Here is a 19,564-nt window from a genome sequence, read left to right as displayed (position 1 = left end):
TCCAGTTCCTTTGCGTCCACTCGCGATCGGTCAGTTTTCGGCCAGATGGACGGAAAAGAGATCAGCCATGTCAGGCATGGATTCCGCCCCTTCGGGATCAATCCCCCATTCCAAGCCGCCGTCACAGCGAACCTTGCCGATCGGCGTATGCGGCGTGTCCGGTGTATCCGGCATGTCCGGGGCCGGGTCCGGATCTTCGTCCGGGCCACTGTCCGGAGCAGGAATGAACGTGCAGCGCGGTTCGACAACAGCCACGGCCACGGCCTCCGCCTTCTTTCCCGCAGTGCCCGGAATGACGTTCGTGCTCATGCCCTTGTCCGACGTCAGGCTGACCTCGTAGCCCCACCTGCCGTCGGTCAGTGGCCGGCATCTCACCCCGCTCGCCTTGTTCAGGGCGGCGAACTCGGACGCTTTCCCGCAAGGTGCACCGAGCACTCCGACGAAGGCGGCGTTGAACACGGAGTCGAGGTAGTCGGGGTCCGTGAGGTGGGCCTCCAGATCCGGCGCGAGCAGGCTGCGTGATTCCTTGGCCGCCGCCAACGCGGCGGCATCGGCCGAGCTCTGCGCACCATTGCGCTGGATATCGGCTTCACCGAACGCCAAGAAGATCAACGCGACGAAGAGCAGGCCCGTCACCGCTGCGATGTACAGCGGTGTGGCCTGCCCCGACTCGCGCTTCACCCCTTCGATCCTCCACCCGATCCCCCGTTGAGAACAGAATCGATCTTCGCCTTGAACTTCGTGGCGATCGTCGTACCGAGGTTCGTGCTCATCAGAGCGATCACGATCGCGACCACGAGGATGGTGATGCCGACATACTCGATCGCGCCCTGCCCCTTGTCGCTGCGGCGTTTGACCGCCTCCATGACGGTGTTCTTCCAGCCGTTGATGTACGTCCGCGTGGTGACAACAGCTTGCAGCATCGTGTCCGTCATGGTGCCCCCTCCGATTTCGACCGACCGGGAATCGGTCGTTGGCCGATGTTGATGAAACGGGCGGCGGTGATCCGCGAATGGGACATGCCCGACGCGACCAGGTCCATCGCCTTCACCTCCCACCCACTCAGCTCCGAATGTCCCACAAATGGCCGCGGGGCGCGGCATTTCGAGGCGACCCAGTCAGCGGGCCCGCCTCAGCTGCCGAAGATCTCATTGATGTTCACGTTCGCCGCGTAGTAGAACCCCACCGCGATCAGGATGATCGTGCCCGGGAGCATGAAGCTCGTGACGATCAGCGTGGCCTTGGGGACGGCCTTGGACGCCTTGCGGCGGGCGTTCTGGGCGTCCGTGCGGCGCATGTCGTTGGCGATCTGGATCAACGTGTCCACGATGGGCGCGCCCAGCTCATCGCCCTGCTGGAGGGCGGAGACGAACATCGAGACCTGTTCGGACTCGTTGCGGCGGCGGAGCTGGTCGAAGGCGTCGCGTCTGCTCACGCCCATGTCCATCTGGCGCAGGGTGATGCGGAGTTCGTCCGACCACGGCCCGGTGTACTTCTCCGAGACCCGTTCCAGCGCCTGCCGGAAGCCGAGTCCGGCGGAGACGACGACCGCGAGGACGTCGAGGAAGTCGGGCAGGGTGCGCTCGATGTCGTCCTTGCGTCGGGCGATGGCCGCCCGGATGATCACGTCCGTCCAGAACAGGCCGTAGACCAGGAGGACGATGGCCAGGACCACCTGCCCGTTCATCAGCATCGCCAGGGCGGCGAGGATGCCGAGGCCGCCGAAGACCGCGCGCCGGGCGGCGTAGCGGTCGACCGTCAGGCCGCGCGGGTTGCCCGCCATGTCGAGCTTCCGGCGGATCCGGTCGACCCGTTTCGGGCCCATCAGCGACAGGACCCGGGGGGCGTACCGCATGCCGATGCGGTCGATGGCCGAGCCGGCGGCGCTGGTGCGGCTGGCGCCGACCTCCAGGGCGACGGCCAGGTCGTTGGGGAGCTTGGCATCCGCGCGGTACATGCGGATGCCCTGGAAGACGCCGAGGACGGCGAGTCCCATGACGGCGGCGAGCAGGAGTTCCATCTGTGTGTCCTCGTCGCTGTGCGGCCGTCAGATGCGGACGCGGGTGAGGCGGTTGATCAGGAAGAAGCCGAGGCCGTAGAGGCCGGCCGCGACGACGATCGCGATGCGGCCGGGTGTCGCGGCGGCCATGTCGTCCAGTGCGCCGCCCCGCATGCTGTTGATGAGGAGCAGGAAGAGCAGCCCGAGGACCGGGACGGCGACAGCGGTGACCTTCACCTGCGAGAGGAGGGTGGTGACCTCGCGCCGGGTCTCCTTGCGTTCCTCCAGCGTGTTGGTGAGGTTGCGCAGCGAGGAGACGATGGTGCCGCCCGCCCGGTTGGACAGGATGAGCGTGGAGACGAGGACGGTCAGCTCACGGGAGGGCAGCCGTTCCACGAGTTCGTTCAGGGCGTCGTCCAGGGAGTGGCCAATGGCGAGGCGGTCGGCCACCCGGCGCAGTTCCTCGTGGGCGGGATCGTCCAGCTCCTCGACGGCCATGGAGATGGCGGTGCGCAGGGCGAGTCCGGCCTGGGTGGCGTTGGCGAGTACGCGGGTGAGTTCGGGGAGCTGGCCGATGAACGCCTCGGTGCGTTTGGCGCGCTGCCAGTTGAGGAAGGCGTTGCCGCCCCAGGCGCCGATGACGACGGCGAGGAGCCCGAAGAACGGGGCGAAGACGGCCGCGGTGACGAAGTAGAGCCCGAGCAGGGCTGCGGCGACGTACACGGCGTACTCGCCGGGCGTGAGGTCGAGGCCGGTGACCGCGAGCTTCCGTTCGATGCGCTTGCCGAGGCGGGTCCGGCGCAGCTTGCGGTCGACGGACCGGAAGCGCCGGGCGCGCCCCTCGATCGCGAGAGGCCCGGTCCGGGACAGGCGGTCGATGAGGGCCCGCTGCTGTTCCCTGCCGGAGGCGAAGACATGCAGGCCGACGACGGCGAGCACACAGGCGAGCAGGGTCACGCCGACCGTCAGGAGCGGCAGGTTGTCCATGTCGGGAAGCGCCTTCCGGATGGGGGGTGGGCGGGCTCAGGCCGTGGGCGTACGGGTGTGCAGCTGCTCGTCGGTGTGGGCGACGCCGAACGCCGGGGGGACGGTCTCGTTCGCCATGTAGAAGCGGTCCGCGACCCGGCGGGGCACGGGGAAGTACGCGAACTGCCCGTACACGCGCCCGTCGGCGGCCATCGGGAGGGCGTCGAAGCGGCAGACGGACACGATGCGGTAGTCCTCGCGGCCGTACGAGTCCACGACGGCGATCTCCGTGACGCGGCGGGAGCCGTCACCGTGCCGGGTCAGCTGGATGATGACGTCGACGGCGCTGTTGATCTGGTCGTGGATCGCGGCGAACGGGATCTCGACCTCGGACATGGAGCTGAGGGTCTGGAGGCGCATCAGCGCGTCCTCCGCGCTGTTGGCGTGGACGGTGGCGAGGGAGCCGTCGTGGCCGGTGGACATGGCCTGGAGCATGTCCAGGGTCTCGCCGCCGCGGACCTCGCCGACGATGATGCGGTCGGGCCGCATGCGCAGGGAGTTGCGGACGAGCTCGCGGATGGTGACCCGGCCCTTGCCCTCGACGTTGGGCGGGCGGCTCTCCAGCGTGATGACGTGGGACTGCTGGAGGCGGAGCTCGGCGGAGTCCTCGATGGTGACGATGCGCTCGCCGTCGGGGATCAGCCCGGAGAGCGCGTTGAGCAGGGTGGTCTTTCCGGTGCCGGTTGCGCCGGAGACGATCACGTTGAACTTGGCGCGGACGAAGCCGGCGAGCAGGAGCAGCATGTGCTCGTCCAGCGAGCCGAGCGCGATCATCTCCTGGAGGGTGAAGGCCCGGGGGAAGCGCCGGATGGTGAGGATCGGGCCGGACAGGGAGAGCGGTGGGATGACCACGTTGACGCGCTCGCCGGAGGGGAGCCGGGCGTCGACCATCGGGTTCGACTCGTCCACGCGGCGGTTGACCGTGGAGACGATGCGTTCGATGGTCTGCATCAGCTGGTCGTTGGAGGAGAAGCGCATGGGGAGGAGTTCGAGGCGGCCGCCGCGCTCCACGTAGACCTGGTCGGGGCCGTTGACCATGATCTCGCTGATGGAGGCGTCCTCCAGGAGCGGTTCGAGGATGCCGAGGCCGAGCGCCTCGTCCACCACCCGGCGGATGAGCTGCGAGCGCTCCGCGGGGGACAGCACGGGGCCCTCGCGGCTGATGATGTGGCCGAGGACGCGTTCGAGCCGGGCCCTGCGGTCGGCCGCCGCGAGGGCGGACATCTCGGCGAGGTCGATCTCCTCCAGCAGTTTGGCGCGGTAGGCGCCGACGAGCCGGCTCTCCTCGCTCATCCCGTTCACGGGTTCGGGGCTGGTGATGCGCGCCCGCAGGCTCATGTGCTCAACTCCTTCGATTCCGGTCGGCGCCGCTTCGGTCGGGGTCAGTCGCGGGGCATGGTGGCGCTCTTCTCGACGGAGCCGAAGGAGAGCATCGGCAGCAGGCCGGGGATGGAAACCCGCACCTGTACGGTCACGGCCTCGCCGCCGGTCTCCTCGGTGACCGAAGCCCCGTCCGCAAGCCAGCCGCTCATGGACTCCTTCGCCACGGCGGCCGCCCGGCCCTGCTGGCCCTCGGTCGACGCCACCCGGGCCGCCGCCCGCGCGGCCGTGCCCGCCTGCTGGGCGGCGTAGACGGCGATGCCGAGCTGCGCCACGGCGAGCGCGACGAGGAGGAGCAGGGTGAGCACGCCCACGTACTCGACGGCGGCCTGCCCGCGCTGCCGGAAGCCGGAACGGCGCCGGGTCACCATGCGTCCCGCCTCTCGTTCCTGGCCTTGGCCTCGCCCGTGGCGTGCATGGGGACGCTGAACGCCCCGGGGAACAGCAGGGGTACGTCGACGCGCACCGTTGCGCTGACCAGCTCGCCGGAGCCGCCGGTGCAGACCACCCGGGCGTTCCAGGCGCCGGGGACGTCCTCGCGCCCCGCACGCTCGCAGGCCGCCCCCGGGTCGCCCTCCGCGACGGCGGCGGCCCGGACGGCCTTGTCGGCGGCGTTCCCCGCCAGGATGTACGTGTAGCAGACGAGCCCCGCCTGCCAGAGCAGGGCGAGGGTGAGGAGGATGAGGGGCAGGACGCCGACGAACTCGATGGCGGTCTGGCCCCGGTCGGAGCGGGCGTCACGGCGCACGCCCGCACGTAAGAGGTTCATGGCGCTCCACTCCCCCTCGGTGGTCATTTCGCCCGCGCCCGCCGGCCGCCCGACCCGCCGCGCTCGCCCTTCAGCCTGCCCGCCCGGGCGGCCGCTTCCGCGTTCTTGACCAGACCGAGGTCTCCGGCCAGTCCCCACAGGGCCTGTTTCACGGTGGACTTGGCGTCCAGGTCCTGGAGGCGTCCGGCGTCCACGACCGCCTGGAGCTCCTTGAAGCCGGCGGGGACGGCGATCCGGGCGACCTTGGTCGCGGTGATCTTCTCGATCAGCGCGGGCTGGATCTCCGTGTTGCGGGTGTGGCGGTTGACGAGGGTGGTGGTCTCCTCGGCCTTGCGGACCTGGAGCCGGTCCCAGAGCCGGACCATGCGCTTGGCGGCCCGGACGGCGATGACGTCCGGGGTGGTGACGAGCACGGTGCGGTCCGCCATCTCGACCGCCGCGGCGTTGGCCGAGTTCATGTACGTACCGCAGTCGATGACGACGATCTCGTAGCGGTGGCGCAGGGCGCTGACGGTCTGGCGTACGACGCGGTCGGTGACGTCCTCGCCGCGCTCGCCGTCGGCCGGGGCGAGAAGCAGGGCGACGCCGCTCTCGTGGTTGTACAGGGCGTCCTGGAGGACCCGGGGCGAGATGTCCTGGATGGTGGCGAGGTCGACCACGGACCGGCGGAACTGCACGTCGAGGTAGGAGGCGACGTCCCCCGACTGGAGGTCCAGGTCGGCCAGCGCGACGGTGTGCCCGGAGGCGGCGGCGGCCAGGGCCAGCTGGACGGCGGTGACCGTGGTGCCGACGCCGCCCTTGGCTCCGCTGACGGTGACGACGGTGCCGCCGGGTCCGGTGTGCAGCTCGGCGCCGGCCCCGAGGTGGCGGCGCACCCCGACGGACCAGCCGGACGCGGCCTGGACGCGCTGCGCCAGCTCCTCGTACGAGAGGGGCAGGCCGACCAGGCCGCGGGCGCCGGAGTCCATGGCGGCGGAGTAGAGCCCGGGGCTGGTGTCGGCGGTGACGAGGACGACGCCGACGGCCGGGAAGCGCAGGGCCACTTCCCGGATCAGCTCCAGCGCCGGGACCGGGCCGATCCGTTCGTGCACGAGGACGACCTCGGGCAGCTCGTCCAGGGATTCGGCGGCGAGCCGGGCGAGGGTGTCGAGCAGTGAGGTCGAGTCGCCGAGCGGGGCGGCCGGCTCCGCGTCGGGGAGCTGGCCGAGGAGCCCGGAGACGGCGCGGGCGGCGTCGGCGTCACCGACGGCCGGGAGGATGCGTGTGCTCATCCGGTCCTCACTTGGTCTTGTCTTCGTCGAGGTCGTAGCTGCCCTCGCCCGGGCGCAGGGTGGTGGGGCTGTCGGCGGGGAGCAGGGCGAGGCGTACGTGTTCGGCGAAGGACTCCGCGTAGGCGACGCGCTGGGCGTCGTCGGTGTCCAGGGCGAAGGTGATCGGCACGGCCTCGGTGGGGCCGTCGCCGCGGTCCTCCGGCTTGGGTTCGAGGGAGGTGAGCCGGCCGACGTCGATGACCCGGGCGTTGGCCACGATGACGCGCGAGGTGGGCTTCTCCTTGTCGTTGCGGCCGGCGAAGGTGGCGTAGATGTTGACGAGGTTGCCGGGCCGGATCTTGCCGGCGACGCCGGTCGCGGCGTCGATCATGATGGCGATCTCCTGCTGCCCGCTCTTCAGCTTCGGGCGGTCGACCAGCATGTCTTCCTGGAGCAGGGAGCCCGGGTGCAGTTCGGTGACGGCGATCTTGCCTCGGAGGGCGGAGAGGTCGGTGACAGCGCTCTTGGACAGCCACCGCTCGGGCATCGAGACCTTCTCGAACTGGTCCGCCTCCAGGGGCTTGTAGGGCGCGATGGTGGTCTTGACCCGGTACGCGGTCACCTCGGGGCCCACCTTCGCGTTCACGTCACCGATCACCCAGATCACACCGGCGAAGGCGGCGAGGGCGCACAGGACCGACAGGAGGAGCAGGATGACGCCGCGGCGTTGCCGTGAGTTCATGGGCTGAGCGACCTCGTTGGGGTATGTGGGCCGACGGGCGGTACGGGGCGGGGCGGTGGGCGGACCTCAGGGGTTCAGGGCGGCGGGGCCGCGCGTGCGGTCCTCGGGCGGGTGCAGGGGGGCGTTGCACAGGCCGCAGCGGTCGCCGATGAGTTCGTTTCCGCACCACGTACAGACCTCTCTGCGCACCGAGGAGACCAGTTGGTAGATCAGCGAGATGTCGGGCAGGTAGGCCACGAACTCGATCATCTTCGGGGTGCCCCACCAGCCGGCGGACTCGTCGGGCAGCACGGCCTCGTGGACCGCCTGCACCTGCCACGCACGGGCCAGCGTGCCGGTCACCCACTCCGACGGGGACTGCCCCCGGGCGACGAGGAGATGCGTGGCGAAGCGGGGGCCGGCGAGCTCCCCCGTACCGACCCTGACGAGCTGGGGCTGCGGGTTGGCGAGCACGCCGAACTGGGAGCCGGGAACCCAGGACTTGGCGTGCGACTTGAGGCTGACGGGCACCCGGTCGAGCCGGGCCACGGAGTGGAGCAGCGCGCCGGCGTGCACGTAGTGGGACAGGAGCCTCGCGGCGGAGGCGAGGACACCGGCACTGAAGTCGCAGACGGACAACTGCCGTAACTGGCGGACCAGTACGGCCACGCCGAGCGGCGGCAGGTCCGACTTGAGCAGGGCGATCCGGTCGCTCTCCAGGACCGAGCGGACGGTGTGCAGCCGGCGCTCGTGCGCGGCGGGCAGGCCGGCCGGGTAGACGGCGATGACGTGTCCGTGCTGCTCCAGGAGGCGCTGCATGTCGTCCAGCGCCTGGTCCAGGGTCTGTTCGCCGGGGGCGCGCAGGACGACCGCCGGGGGCGTCTGGCGGTCCTGCGGAGGCAGCACGAGGCCGGGACCGGTCACTGCTATGGCTGTCGGCACGCCGCTCCCCGTTCCTCGGGCCGCCGCGCACGGCCGCACTCGCTCCCCCGGGTGCTTCCGCTCGGATGCTCCCGCCTGAGCACTTTATCCACGTACGGCAGGACAGAGAACACTTTCAAGAAGCCTGCGGAGCACGGGTGATGAGGTCGCGCGCGGCTCCGGGGGCACCGGAGACCGCCAGAGGTCTTGACAACTTGATTGGTCTGGACCAGTTTATCGGCCAGCGGTGGCCACCGTTCCTCGATTCCACACCCCCGGCACCCCCGTGTCGTCCCCCCCGCCATCCCCGACTCCTCCCGGAGGCAGCAAGTGGATCGTTCCCCCGCCCCGAGCCGCAGAAGACGCCGTACCCGCCCGTTCCTCGGCTCCGCCGTGGCCGTCGTCGCGGCCGGCGCCCTGACCCTCACCGGGCTCGTGACCAGCGCCGAGGCCGCCGACGTCAACGTCGTCAAGAACGCCGGCTTCGAATCGGGCCTCGCGAACTGGACGTGTACCGGGAATTCCGGCACCACCGTCTCGTCCCCCGTGCACGGCGGCACCTCCGCCCTCAAGGCCACCCCGGCCGGCCAGGACAACGCCAAGTGCTCGCAGACCGTGGCCGTCAAGCCCAACTCGACGTACCAGCTCAGCTCCTGGGTCCAGGGCGGTTACACGTACCTGGGCGCCAGCGGCACCGGAACCACCGACGTCTCGACGTGGACGCCCGGCTCCACCGGCTGGACGCAGCTGAAGACCAGCTTCACGACCGGCGCGAACACCACGTCCGTCACCGTGTACACGCACGGCTGGTACGGCCAGGCCGCCTACCTCGCCGACGACATCTCGGTGACCGGCCCCGACGGCGGCGGCGGCACCGACCCCGGCCCGTCGATCCCCGGCGCCCCGGCCGGACTCGCGGTCGGCTCGACCACCACGTCCTCCATCGCCCTCTCCTGGAACTCGGTGTCCGGCGCGACCGGCTACACCGTCTACAAGGACGGCGTGAAGGCCACCGCCTCCACCGGCACCTCGGCGACCGTCACCGGTCTCGCGGCCGACACCGCGTACCAGTTCGCGGTGACCGCCACCAACGCCGCCGGTGAGTCCGTGAAGTCCGCGACCGTCAGCGGCCGCACCGCCAAGTCCGGCGGTACCAACCCGAACCCGGGCACCTCCGTGCCGAAGCACGCGGTCACCGGCTACTGGCAGAACTTCAACAACGGCGCGACCGTCCAGAAGCTCAGCGACGTGCCCGCGAACTACGACATCATCGCGGTCTCCTTCGCCGACGCGACGACCACGCCCGGTGCCGTCACCTTCAACCTGGACTCGGCAGGCCTGAACGGCTACACCGTCGACCAGTTCAAGGCCGACATCAAGGCGAAGCAGGCGGCCGGCAAGAACGTCATCATCTCGGTCGGCGGCGAGAAGGGCTCGGTCTCGGTCAACAGCGACGCGTCCGCGACCAACTTCGCCAACTCCGTCTACGCGCTCATCCAGGAGTACGGCTTCAACGGCGTCGACATCGACCTGGAGAACGGCCTCAACTCCACGTACATGACGAAGGCGCTGCGCTCGCTGTCGCAGAAGGCGGGCTCCGGCCTCGTCATCACGATGGCCCCGCAGACCATCGACATGCAGTCCACCGCGGGCGAGTACTTCAAGACGGCGCTCAACATCAAGGACATCCTGACCGTCGTCAACATGCAGTACTACAACAGCGGTTCGATGCTCGGCTGCGACGGCAAGGTCTACTCGCAGGGCTCGGTGGACTTCCTCACCGCGCTCGCCTGCATCCAGCTCGAAGGCGGTCTCGACCCGTCGCAGGTCGGCCTCGGCGTCCCCGCCTCCACCCGGGGCGCGGGCAGCGGCTACGTCGCCCCGTCGGTCGTGAACGCGGCCCTGGACTGCCTGGCCAAGGGCACCAGCTGCGGCAGCTTCAAGCCGTCGAAGACGTACCCCGGGGTGCGCGGCGCGATGACCTGGTCGACCAACTGGGACGCCACGGCCGGCAACGCCTGGTCGAACGCGGTCGCCCCGCACGTCCACGGCCTCCCGTAAACCACATCCCCATGACCAGCAGCGCCGCCGCTCCCCCGGCGGCGCTGCTGCGTGTGGGGCTGGTCTTCGATACCGGTAAAGCAACAGTCCTGTACGGGAGTTGACCCGCCGCATGGCTGTGCGCGCCCGGACGTGGCACCGTTGTGGGGCGCGGTGCTGGGCGACGGGGGGAGCGACATGGCCGGGGCGCGGATCGAAGCGCTGGGCGGGGGCGATCCGGTGACGCTCGGGCCGTACCGGCTGCTCGGGCGGCTGGCGTCCGGCGGCATGGGCCGGATCTATCTGGCCCGGGCCGGCGGCCGGGACCTCGTCGCCGTGAAGACGCTCCTCGCGGAGGGCCGGGTCAGCGACACCGACCGGCGGCGATTCGCCCGTGAGGTGGCGGTCGCGCAGCGGGTGGACAGCGCCTTCACCGCGCGCGTACGGGACGCCGATCCGGACGCCGCGCGGCCCTGGATGGCCATCGACTACATCGCCGCTCCCCCGCTCTCCGAACTGGTCCGCTCCTGCGGGGTGCTGCCCGCATCGGCCGTACGGTGGATCGCGGCCGGCACCGCCCAGGCCCTGGTCACCCTGCACGGGGTGGGGATCGTCCACCGCGACGTGAAGCCGCAGAACGTGCTGCTGCCGCTGGACGGCCCCCGGGTCATCGACTTCGGCATCTCGCACGCCAGCGACCTCACCCTGACGGGCCTCACGCTGGGCACGATCGCCTTCACCTCGCCGGAGCAGGCGCGCGGCGAGGAGTCCACGGCCGCCTCCGACGTGTACTCGCTGGGCGCCACGCTCTTCCTGCTGGCCACCGGCCGGGCGCCCTACCGTGCGGACGGCGACACGCTGCGGCTGCTGGCCCGGGTGCAGCGCGGCGAGCTCGACCTGTCCGGGCTGCCCAAGGAGCTGGTCGCGACGATCCGGCCGTGCCTGGCGGTGCAGCCCCGGCACCGTCCGACCCCCGCCGAGCTGCTGGCCCGCTTCCGGGAACAGCAGGCCGGGCTGCCGATGACGACGAGCGGCACGCGCTGGCTGCCGCCGCGCTGGACGGCGCTGATCGACGCGTACGCGAACCAGGGCCTGGAATGGGCGGGCGGCCGGTCCCCGGGCGGCCCGTCGCACACCCCGACCGTGACGCAGCGGACGCGCGCCGTCCCGAAGCCGCCTCCGACGCTGGTGTACTCGCCGGAGCGGCAGGCCCGGGCCGGCCGCGACCGCACCCGCCGCGAGCTGGCGGCCCTCGCCCAGCTGGCCGAGCGGCAGCGCGCGGAGCGCGAGCAGTCGGAGCGCGAGGAGGCGGAGCGGGTTGCCCGCCGGCAGGCGGAACGGGCCGAACGCGAACGGGCCGAAGCGGCCAGGCAGGCCGAACGCGAGCGCGCCGAGGCCGCCCGCCGCGAGGCCGCCCGCCTGGAGGCCGAACGCGTGGCGCGGGTGCGGGCGGCGCAGGAGCGGGCCGACCGCGAGCGCGCCGCCCGTCAGCGCGCCGAGCGGGACCGGGCCGACCGTGAGGCGCGGGCCCGGGCCACCTCGCCCGCCCCGGCCCCCGTCCCGGCGGGCCCGCGCACCGGCTCGTCGTCCTCCGGCGCCACCGCCCTGGGCTGGCTGCTCGCGCTGGTCGCCGTGGCGGGGCTGCTGACGTGGCAGCCGTGGGAGAAGGCGGGCGGCGGTTCGGCCTCGGGCAGCAGCGCGTCCGGCTCCGTCACCTCGGGCAGCGACCTCGACACGCACACGGACGACAGCACGACCGCCGACACGGACACGGACACGTCGGGCAGCGGCGGCGGCTCGACGGACAGCGACTCCGACACCGACGACACCGTCACGGAGCGCCCGACGCCCACCCCGACACCGACCCCCACGCCCACCATGGACTCCACCGACCGGGCGTTCGCCGCCGTGCACGCGGGCGACTGCCTCAACGTGTACAACGACGGCTACGACAACATGAGCGCGAGCCGCCCGGTCCGGGTGAACTGCACCGCCTCGAACGCGTACATGCACGTCAACCGGGTGAGCACCCGCACCGGCGCGTCCAGCTCGTGCGACACGGGGGCGGGCTTCACCTGGTGGAGCCGGTCGGGCGACGACGGGATCACGCGGACGCTGTGCCTCGACCGGGTGTACCGGGCGGGCCAGTGTTTCCCGGCCGACGTCACCGGGGAGACCAACGCGGACCTGACCGTGGTGTGGCGCTGCAACGCGTCGAAGGTGCCGAAGGCGGGCCAGTCGATCCTGCGCATCACCGGCTTCTACCGGGCCCCGAAGGCGGGCCAGAACTGGACCTGTCCGGCGGGGCCCGGCGAGCGGTTCTGGTACTGGCAGGTCAACCAGGGCCGCAGCATCATCTGCGCCTCGGCCGCCTGACCCGTACCCGTACCTCGTACGCGTACGCGTACTCGTACTCGTACTCGTACTCGTACGCGTACGGCTAGATCACCAGGCTGAGCAGCGCCGCGACGACGAACCCGGCGACCGACAGGACGGTTTCCAGCACGGTCCAGGACTTCAGGGTGTCGCGTTCGGAGATGCCGAAGTACTTCGACACCATCCAGAAGCCGCCGTCGTTGACGTGCGAGGCGATGATCGAGCCGGCCGAGATCGCCATGATGATCAGCGCGAGGTGCGCCTGCGAGAAGCCCTGGTTCTCCACGAGCGGGACCACGATGCCGGCGGTGGTGACGATGGCGACGGTCGCCGAGCCCTGGGCGATGCGCAGCACGGCCGAGATCAGCCAGGCGAGCAGGATGACGGGCAGGCCGACGTCGTTGAAGGTGTCGGCGAGCGCGTCCGCGATGCCGCTGCCCTTGAGCACGGCACCGAAGATGCCGCCGGCGCCGACGACGAGCAGGATGTTTCCGACCGGCTTCAGCGAGGAAGTGGACACGGATTCCAGGGACTTGCGGGACCAGCCGCGCCGGATGCCGAGCAGGTAGTACGCGAGCAGCAGCGCGATCGTCAGGGCGACGAAGGGGTTCCCGAAGAACTCGATGACCGAGCGGCCCGTCGAGGGGTCCATCGCGATCGAGGAGAACGTGGCGGCGAGGATCAGGATCAGCGGGGTGCCGATGATGGCGAGCACGGTGGAGAGCGCGACCGGCGCCTCGTGCGGGGTGACCCCGGCGGCCCGCTGCTCGGCGACGACGGCGGCCTTCGCCTCCTCGGCGGCCTCCACCATGTCCTGGGGGACGTCCACGAAGATCCGCTTGCCGATCCAGGCGGCGTAACCCCAGGCGGCGAGCACGGACGGGATGCCGACGAGGGCGCCCATGAGGATGACCCAGCCGAGCGAGACGTGGAAGAGGCCTGCGGCGGCGACCGGGCCGGGGTGCGGCGGCAGGAACGCGTGGGTCATGGACAGGCCCGCGAGCAGCGGCATCGAGTAGAGCAGAATCGATTTGCCGGACCGCTTGGCGGCGGCGTAGACGATCGGCGCGAGGACGAAGATGCCGACGTCGAAGAAGACCGGGATGCCGAAGATCAGACCGGTCAGGCCCATCGCGAGCGGGGCGCGCTTCTCGCCGAAGAGCCGCAGCAGCCGGGCGCTCAGCACCTCGGCGCCGCCGGAGACCTCCAGGATCGCGCCGAGCATCGTGCCGAGCCCGATGATGATCGCGACATGGCCGAGGATGCCGCCCATGCCCGATTCGATGACGGAGACGGCGGCGGACTTCTGCACGGTGCCGAAGAGTTCGGTCACGGAGAGCCCCGCGCCCAGGCCGACGGCTATGGAGACCGCGAGCAGCGCGACGAACGGCTGGAGCCTGATCTTGATGATCAGGAAGAGGAGGAGCGCGATGCCGAGGGCGGCGACGGTCAGCAGACCGGGCGTGCCGTCGATGAGGAGGAGGAGTCCACCGGTGTGGGGTGGCGTCTCGGCGGGGGTGGGACCTGCGGCGAGCTGCATGGGTAACTCCGTTGTTCGTCCATGTTTCTGGGCAGGGGGGACCGCGGCACGGCGCCTCGGGGATGTGCGGCGCCGTGCCGGGCAGGGTGCGGATTACGGGGATGGCTCAGCCCAGGACGGCGAGGGCGTCGATCTCGATGAGGAGGCCCTTCGGGAGGCCGACGTAGACCGTGGTGCGCGCGGCCGGGGCCTCCTTGAGGTTCTGCTCGGCGAAGTACGCGTTGTAGATCTCGTTCATCTCGGCGAAGTGGTCCACGTCCGTGAGGTAGACGCGCATCATCATCACGTCGTCCCAGCTCGCGCCGCCCTCCTCCAGGATCGCCTTGACGTTCGCGAAGGTCTGGAGGGTCTGCTCGCGCAGGGTGGGGCCGGCCGGGGTGGGCGCCTGGCCCTCGACGGCGGGGAGGAAGCCGACCTGGCCGGCGACCTGGAGGATGTTGCCCTTGCGCACGCCGTGCGAGAACTTCGCGGGCGGCGTGGTGTGGGTGCTGGGGGTGAGCGCGGTCTTGTCGGTCATCGCTGATCAGACTTTCTTGGGTCGGTTGCTGCCGGAGTACTCCCGGCTGATGGTGTCGGCGGTCCGACGGACCAGGGGGAGCAGGGTGAGGAGTTCCTCGGCCGTGACGACCACGTTCGGCGCGGAGACCGACATCGCGGCGACGACGCGCCCGTCGGCGCCGCGAATGGGGGCGCCGACGCAGTTGATGGACTCCTCGTGGCCGCCGAGGTCGGTGGCCCAGCCCTGTTCGCGTACGGCGGCGAGCTCCTTGAGGAACGCGGCGGCGCCGGGCGTCGAACGGGACGTGTACATGGGGTAGTCGAGCTTGTCGGCGATGGCCCGCCGCTCCGTCTCGCTCAGGTCGGCGAGGAGCAGCTTGGCCACGGCGGCGACGGTGATCGCGACGGGCTTGCCGATCCGCGAGTACATCCGGACCGGGTAGCGGCTCTCGACCTTGTCGATGTAGAGGACCTCGTTCTCCTCGTACACGGCGAGGTGGACGGTGTGCCCGCAGAGCTCGTTCAGCTCGGCGAGGTGCGGGTGGGCGATCTCGCGTACGTCGAGGTTCTCCACGGCCTCCTGCGCGAGCGCGAAGAGCCGTGCGCCGAGGCGGTAGCGCTGGTCCTGCTGCCGGTAGACGAGCCCGTGCTCGTGGAGCGTGCGGAGCAGGCGCAGCGCGGTGGACTTGTGGACGCCGAGGCGGTCGGCGACCTGTCCGAGGTCGGCGGGCCCCTGGGCGAGGAGCGGCAGGATGCTCAGCGCGCGGTCGACGGTCTGGCTCATGGCGTACGTACCTCCGTGTCGTCCCCCGTCCACCCGGGGCCGAGACGCAGTCTCCCCCAGGCGTCGTCGTCCAGCGCAGCCAGCCGGTCGGCCCGCTCGCGCGGGGGCGGTGCGGTGAGGTCGCCGGGGACGGTGAGGACCGCGGCGGCCATGAGGTGCCCGTGCCGCGCCCGGTCCCGGACCGGGAGTTCACGGAGGGTGGCGGACAGGAACCCGGCGGCGAAGGCGTCGCCGGCGCCGACGGGGGCGACGACGTCGACACGGAGCGCGGGGACGTGGGTGACCTCATCGGCCCCTTCCGGGGCTCCGGGGCGGAGCCCCGGTTCATGGGAGAACACCGTCACACCGTCGGCGCCGTGCTTCACCACCACCACCCCCGGCTCCGGCAGCGCCTCCCGGATCGCGGCGGCCCCCGCGACCCCCCACGCCGACTCCGCCTCGTCCTCCCCCACGAACACCACGTCCGCCCGCCGCGCCAGATCCAGCAGCACCGCGGGGGACTCCTCCCGCCACAGCCCCGGCCGGTAGTTCACGTCGAACGAGATCAGCGGCCGCCCCTCGCGCGGGGCGGTCAGCTCGTGGAGCAGGGCCAGACAGTCAGCGGACAGCGCGGCGGTGATCCCGGACAGGTGCAGGATCCGCCCGGAGGGCAGCTCGTCGCACGGCACCGTCACGGGCGACATCGCGGAGGCCGCGGACCCGGCCCGGTAGTACGCCACCTCGTGGACGTCCGTGGCCCGGTCCGTGGCCGTGCGGAAGTAGATCCCGGTGGGCCGCGAAGGATCGCGCCGTACGAAGGACGTGTCCACGCCGTACGCGGCGACCGCCTCCACGAGGTGGTCGCCGAAGCCGTCCGCCCCGACCCGGCTCACCCAGGCCGCCCGGTGCCCGGCCGCGGCCAGCGCGCAGGCGACGTTGGACTCGGCGCCGCCGATGCCCCGGTCGAAGGACGGCACGTCGGCGAGGCGCCCGGGCCGCGAGGGCAGGAACGTCACCATGGACTCACCGAGGCACACGACGTCGGCGGGCGTGGTTCCGGACACGCGGGGCTCCTCAGCAGTCGGGCGGCGGCACCGGCACTCACCATTGACCGGGCGTCGGCTCGGATGTTAGACAGCCCTGAGCGATATACGCAATGGGTGTTGCATATGTTGCAATCGCACCCTGACCAGATCACACCCTGACCGGACCCGGACCGAGGAGACCCCATGGCCGCCGCGCCCCACGTGACCGCTCTCGCCGACGAACCGGTCGACCACCGGTTCAAGGGCCTCCCGCCCGACGCCGAGGGCCTGACCGTCGGCGCCCTGGCGGCCGAGCGCCGCAACCTCTTCGGCGGCGGCTTCACGACCCCCGTGCTCGCCCTGTCCGCCGAGTCGGTCGAGCACAACCTCGCGCTCCTGGAGACGTACGCGGAACGCCACGGCCTCGCCTTCGCCCCGCACGGCAAGACGTCGATGTCCCCGCAGCTCTTCGCCCGCCAGCTGGAGCACGGTGCGTGGGGCATCACGGCCGCCGTTCCCCACCAGGCGCGGGTCTACCGCGCGTTCGGGATCGGCCGGATCTTCCTCGCCAACGAGCTGGTCGACGCCGCCGCGCTGCGCTGGCTCGCGTCCGAGCTGGACGCCGACCCGGACTTCACCTTCGTCTGCTACGTGGACTCCGTGCGCGGCGTCGAGCTGATGGACGAGGCCCTGCGCGCCGCGGGGGCCTCCCGCCCGGTCGGCGTCGTCGTGGAGCTGGGCGCGGGCGAGGGCGCGCGCACCGGCGCGCGGACCGAGGCGGACTGCGCGGCCGTGGCGGACGCGGTGGCCGGGGCGCCGGCCCTGCGTCTGGTCGGCGTGGCCGGATACGAGGGCGAGGTGCCGGACGCGGACGGCGACCGGGTCCGGGCGTGGCTGCGCAGGCTCGTCGCGCTGGCCGCCGACTTCGACGCGGCGGGCCGCTTCGGCGCGCTGGGGGCCGGTGAGCGCATCGTGATCAGCGCGGGCGGCAGCGCGTGGTTCGACGCGGTCGCGGACGTGTTCGCCGAGATCCCGGAGCTCTCCGCCCCCGTACTCAAGCTGCTGCGCTCGGGGGCGTACGTCTCGCACGACGACGGGCACTACCGCCACCTCACGCCGTTCAACCGCGTCCCGGAGGAAGGCGCGCTGCGGCCCGCGTTCCGGCTGTGGGCGCAGGTGGTGTCGCGCCCGTCCGCCGGGCAGGCGTTCCTCAACGCGGGCAAGCGCGACGCGGCGTACGACCTGGACCTGCCCGAGGCGCAGGTGGTGCGCTCGGCCCGGGACGGCTCGGAGCGTCCGGCCGAGGGGATCACCGTGACCGGCCTGTCCGACCAGCACACCTGGGTCCGCACGGACGAGGGAGCGCGCCTCGATGTCGGGGACTGGGTGGGGATGGGCCTGTCCCACCCCTGCACCAGCTTCGACAAGTGGCAGCTGATCCCGCTCGTGGAGGCGGACGGCACGGTCACGGACTTCATCCGCACGTTCTTCTGAGCGGCATTCCCAGCGGCGTTCCAAGCCCCTCCGGCTTCTCATCACTTCAAGCCCCGCCGGCGATCGAGGAGCGGGGCCCGGGGGCGGAGCCCCCGCTCCCGGACCCCGAAAGGCACTCCATGGACCTCGTCATCCGCGATGCGACCGTCATAGACGGCACCGCCACTCCCTCCTACCGCGCCGACGTGGCCGTCACCGACGGCCGCATCGCGGAGATCCACCGCGAGGGCTCCCCGGGCCCCCGCCCCGCGGGGAGGCGCACCCTGGACGCCGCCGGCCTCGCCCTGTCCCCCGGTTTCATCGACATGCACGCCCACAGCGACCTGGCGCTGCTCCGCGACCCGGACCACAGCGCGAAGGCCGCGCAGGGCGTCACGCTGGAGGTCCTGGGCCAGGACGGCCTGTCGTACGCGCCCGTGGACGACCGCACGCTCGCCCAGGTCCGCCGTTCCATCTCCGGCTGGAACGGCGACGGCGAGGACATCGACTTCGACTGGCGGACCGTCGGCGGCTACCTGGACCGCCTCGACCGCCAGGGCATCGCGGTCAACGCCGCCTACCTCATCCCGCAGGGCACGGTCCGGATGTACGCGGTGGGCTGGGACGACCGCCCCGCCACCGAGGCCGAGCTGGACCGGATGCGCCGGCTCGTGGACCAGGGCATGCGCGAGGGCGCGGTCGGCATGTCCTCGGGCCTCACCTACACCCCCGGCATGTACGCGGACGACGCCGAACTCACCGAGCTGTGCCGGGTGGTGGCCGCGCACGGCGGCTACTACTGCCCGCACCACCGCTCGTACGGGGCAGGCGCCCTGGAGGCGTACGAGGAGATGGTGCGGCTCACCCGCAGCGCGGGCTGTTCCCTGCATCTGGCGCACGCGACCATGAACTTCGGGGTCAACGAGGGCCGCGCCCCCGACCTCCTCGCCCTCCTGGACGACGCGCTCGACGCGGGCGCCGACATCTCCCTCGACACCTACCCGTACACCCCCGGCTGCACGACCCTCGTCGCGATGCTGCCCAGCTGGGCGAGCGAGGGCGGCCCGGAGGCGGTCCTGGCCCGGCTGGCCGACGCGGAGACGGCCGCCCGCATCCGCCACGACCTGGAGATCGTGGGGTCGGACGGCTGCCACGGGGTGCCGATCGAGTGGGACACCATCGAGATCTCCGGCACCGGAGCGCCCGCACTCGCCGGATACGTCGGGCATACGGTGGCCGAGTCCGCGGCCCTGCGGGGCGAGGAGCCCTGGGTGACCGCCCGGCGGCTGCTGGTGGAGGACCGGCTCGGGACGACGATCCTCCAGCACGTCGGCCACGAGGAGAACGTCCGGCAGATCATGCGCCACCGCGTGCACACGGGCGGCAGCGACGGCATCCTCCAGGGCGACAAGCCGCACCCCCGCGCGTACGGCACCTTTCCCCACTACCTGGGCCGGTACGCACGCGAGCTGGGCATCCTCTCCCTGGAGGAGTGCGTCGCCCACCTCACCGCCCGCCCTGCGGCCCGGCTGCGCCTCCCCGACCGGGGCCTCGTACGCGAGGGCTACCGCGCCGACCTGGTGCTCTTCGACCCGGCGACGGTCGCGGCGGGCTCGACGTTCAAGGCCCCCCGTACCCTGCCGGTGGGCATCCCGCACGTGCTGATCGACGGCCGCTTCGTGATCGAGGACGGCAGGCGGACGCAGGTCCTGGCCGGGCGTTCGGTGCGCTCGACGGAGGGCGCAGTGTAGTTTCTGCGGACGCCGCCAGGGCAACCGGGTGT

At 71.6% G+C, this 19,564-nt stretch carries 18 protein-coding genes; 4 read left to right on the top strand and 14 right to left on the bottom strand.

Annotation, left to right across the window (positions count from 1 at the left end; all coding sequences use genetic code 11):
• Positions 1-30: 30 nt before the first annotated feature.
• The 10 genes from ABZ565_RS27900 to ABZ565_RS27855 form a co-directional block, all read right to left on the bottom strand.
• Positions 31-681 (bottom strand): pilus assembly protein TadG-related protein, encoded by a 651-nt coding sequence (locus ABZ565_RS27900; protein ID WP_361032521.1) that lies wholly within the window; start codon positions 679-681, stop codon positions 31-33.
• Positions 678-935: a hypothetical protein gene (locus ABZ565_RS27895; RefSeq protein ID WP_361032518.1), complete on the bottom strand. Its 258-nt coding sequence runs from the start codon at positions 933-935 to the stop codon at positions 678-680. Before ABZ565_RS27895 ends, ABZ565_RS27900 begins: the two co-directional genes overlap by 4 nt.
• Positions 936-1,132: 197 nt before the next feature.
• Positions 1,133-2,020, bottom strand: coding sequence for a DUF5936 domain-containing protein (locus tag ABZ565_RS27890; RefSeq protein WP_361032515.1), 888 nt, complete (start codon positions 2,018-2,020; stop codon positions 1,133-1,135).
• A 27-nt stretch (positions 2,021-2,047) separates the two neighbouring features.
• A complete protein-coding gene (locus ABZ565_RS27885; protein ID WP_361032512.1) occupies positions 2,048-2,986 on the bottom strand; it encodes a type II secretion system F family protein in 939 nt (312 codons plus the stop codon).
• A gap of 36 nt (positions 2,987-3,022) precedes the next feature.
• On the bottom strand, positions 3,023-4,363 hold the full coding sequence (locus tag ABZ565_RS27880) for a CpaF family protein (protein ID WP_361032509.1): 1,341 nt from the start codon (positions 4,361-4,363) through the stop codon (positions 3,023-3,025).
• Between the two features lie 44 nt (positions 4,364-4,407).
• A complete protein-coding gene (locus ABZ565_RS27875; protein ID WP_361032506.1) occupies positions 4,408-4,776 on the bottom strand; it encodes a TadE/TadG family type IV pilus assembly protein in 369 nt (122 codons plus the stop codon).
• Entirely contained in the window at positions 4,770-5,174 is a 405-nt protein-coding gene (locus ABZ565_RS27870; protein ID WP_361032503.1) for a TadE/TadG family type IV pilus assembly protein, read from the bottom strand. Before ABZ565_RS27870 ends, ABZ565_RS27875 begins: the two co-directional genes overlap by 7 nt.
• Before the next feature lie 23 nt (positions 5,175-5,197).
• Positions 5,198-6,445 (bottom strand): AAA family ATPase, encoded by a 1,248-nt coding sequence (locus ABZ565_RS27865; protein WP_361032500.1) that lies wholly within the window; start codon positions 6,443-6,445, stop codon positions 5,198-5,200.
• Positions 6,446-6,452: 7 nt separating this feature from the next.
• Complete coding sequence (gene cpaB, locus ABZ565_RS27860; protein WP_361032497.1) at positions 6,453-7,166, bottom strand: Flp pilus assembly protein CpaB; 714 nt, start codon at positions 7,164-7,166, stop codon at positions 6,453-6,455.
• A 66-nt stretch (positions 7,167-7,232) separates the two neighbouring features.
• Positions 7,233-8,069: a hypothetical protein gene (locus ABZ565_RS27855; protein WP_361032636.1), complete on the bottom strand. Its 837-nt coding sequence runs from the start codon at positions 8,067-8,069 to the stop codon at positions 7,233-7,235.
• Positions 8,070-8,396: 327 nt separating this feature from the next.
• Between ABZ565_RS27855 and ABZ565_RS27850 the strand changes: the two genes are divergently transcribed.
• Entirely contained in the window at positions 8,397-10,127 is a 1,731-nt protein-coding gene (locus tag ABZ565_RS27850; RefSeq protein ID WP_361032495.1) for a glycoside hydrolase family 18 protein, read from the top strand.
• Positions 10,128-10,259: 132 nt separating this feature from the next.
• On the top strand, positions 10,260-12,482 hold the full coding sequence (locus ABZ565_RS27845) for a serine/threonine-protein kinase (protein WP_361032492.1): 2,223 nt from the start codon (positions 10,260-10,262) through the stop codon (positions 12,480-12,482).
• A 64-nt stretch (positions 12,483-12,546) separates the two neighbouring features.
• On the opposite strand, the gene ABZ565_RS27840 is transcribed toward ABZ565_RS27845, so the two are convergent.
• The 4 genes from ABZ565_RS27840 to ABZ565_RS27825 form a co-directional block, all read right to left on the bottom strand.
• The gene (locus tag ABZ565_RS27840; protein ID WP_361032489.1) at positions 12,547-14,022 is read right to left on the bottom strand and encodes a gluconate:H+ symporter; all 1,476 of its coding nucleotides are present in this window, start codon (positions 14,020-14,022) and stop codon (positions 12,547-12,549) included.
• A 106-nt stretch (positions 14,023-14,128) separates the two neighbouring features.
• Positions 14,129-14,539 carry a RidA family protein gene (locus tag ABZ565_RS27835; protein WP_018100981.1) on the bottom strand — a complete coding sequence of 137 codons (411 nt, stop codon included), beginning with the start codon at positions 14,537-14,539 and terminating at the stop codon, positions 14,129-14,131.
• Between the two features lie 6 nt (positions 14,540-14,545).
• The gene (locus ABZ565_RS27830) at positions 14,546-15,304 is read right to left on the bottom strand and encodes an IclR family transcriptional regulator (RefSeq protein WP_361032485.1); all 759 of its coding nucleotides are present in this window, start codon (positions 15,302-15,304) and stop codon (positions 14,546-14,548) included.
• Complete coding sequence (locus ABZ565_RS27825) at positions 15,301-16,347, bottom strand: sugar kinase (protein ID WP_361032482.1); 1,047 nt, start codon at positions 16,345-16,347, stop codon at positions 15,301-15,303. The genes ABZ565_RS27830 and ABZ565_RS27825 overlap by 4 nt, the downstream gene beginning before the upstream one ends.
• Positions 16,348-16,512: 165 nt before the next feature.
• On the opposite strand from ABZ565_RS27825, the gene ABZ565_RS27820 reads away from it, so the two are divergent.
• Both ABZ565_RS27820 and ABZ565_RS27815 read left to right on the top strand, forming a co-directional pair.
• Positions 16,513-17,802: an amino acid deaminase gene (locus tag ABZ565_RS27820; protein WP_361032479.1), complete on the top strand. Its 1,290-nt coding sequence runs from the start codon at positions 16,513-16,515 to the stop codon at positions 17,800-17,802.
• A 119-nt stretch (positions 17,803-17,921) separates the two neighbouring features.
• Positions 17,922-19,532 carry a D-aminoacylase gene (locus tag ABZ565_RS27815; RefSeq protein WP_361032476.1) on the top strand — a complete coding sequence of 537 codons (1,611 nt, stop codon included), beginning with the start codon at positions 17,922-17,924 and terminating at the stop codon, positions 19,530-19,532.
• Positions 19,533-19,564 lie beyond the last annotated feature (32 nt).

The sequence above is a fragment of the Streptomyces sp. NPDC016469 genome (assembly GCF_040632905.1).
Lineage (GTDB): Bacteria > Actinomycetota > Actinomycetes > Streptomycetales > Streptomycetaceae > Streptomyces.
The sequence above is the reverse complement of the archived record's forward strand: the minus strand, read 5'-3'. Positions and strand labels throughout refer to the sequence as shown.

Coding starts and splice junctions, on each gene's coding strand:
- ABZ565_RS27895 (WP_361032518.1), bottom strand. CDS start 935: ATGACGGACACGATGCTGCAAGCTGTTGTCACCACGCGGACGTACATC.
- cpaB (WP_361032497.1), bottom strand. CDS start 7,166: ATGAACTCACGGCAACGCCGCGGCGTCATCCTGCTCCTCCTGTCGGTC.
- ABZ565_RS27880 (WP_361032509.1), bottom strand. CDS start 4,363: ATGAGCCTGCGGGCGCGCATCACCAGCCCCGAACCCGTGAACGGGATG.
- ABZ565_RS27890 (WP_361032515.1), bottom strand. CDS start 2,020: ATGGAACTCCTGCTCGCCGCCGTCATGGGACTCGCCGTCCTCGGCGTC.
- ABZ565_RS27815 (WP_361032476.1), top strand. CDS start 17,922: ATGGACCTCGTCATCCGCGATGCGACCGTCATAGACGGCACCGCCACT.
- ABZ565_RS27835 (WP_018100981.1), bottom strand. CDS start 14,539: ATGACCGACAAGACCGCGCTCACCCCCAGCACCCACACCACGCCGCCC.
- ABZ565_RS27885 (WP_361032512.1), bottom strand. CDS start 2,986: ATGGACAACCTGCCGCTCCTGACGGTCGGCGTGACCCTGCTCGCCTGT.
- ABZ565_RS27875 (WP_361032506.1), bottom strand. CDS start 4,776: ATGGTGACCCGGCGCCGTTCCGGCTTCCGGCAGCGCGGGCAGGCCGCC.
- ABZ565_RS27820 (WP_361032479.1), top strand. CDS start 16,513: ATGGCCGCCGCGCCCCACGTGACCGCTCTCGCCGACGAACCGGTCGAC.
- ABZ565_RS27865 (WP_361032500.1), bottom strand. CDS start 6,445: ATGAGCACACGCATCCTCCCGGCCGTCGGTGACGCCGACGCCGCCCGC.
- ABZ565_RS27830 (WP_361032485.1), bottom strand. CDS start 15,304: ATGAGCCAGACCGTCGACCGCGCGCTGAGCATCCTGCCGCTCCTCGCC.
- ABZ565_RS27840 (WP_361032489.1), bottom strand. CDS start 14,022: ATGCAGCTCGCCGCAGGTCCCACCCCCGCCGAGACGCCACCCCACACC.
- ABZ565_RS27870 (WP_361032503.1), bottom strand. CDS start 5,174: ATGAACCTCTTACGTGCGGGCGTGCGCCGTGACGCCCGCTCCGACCGG.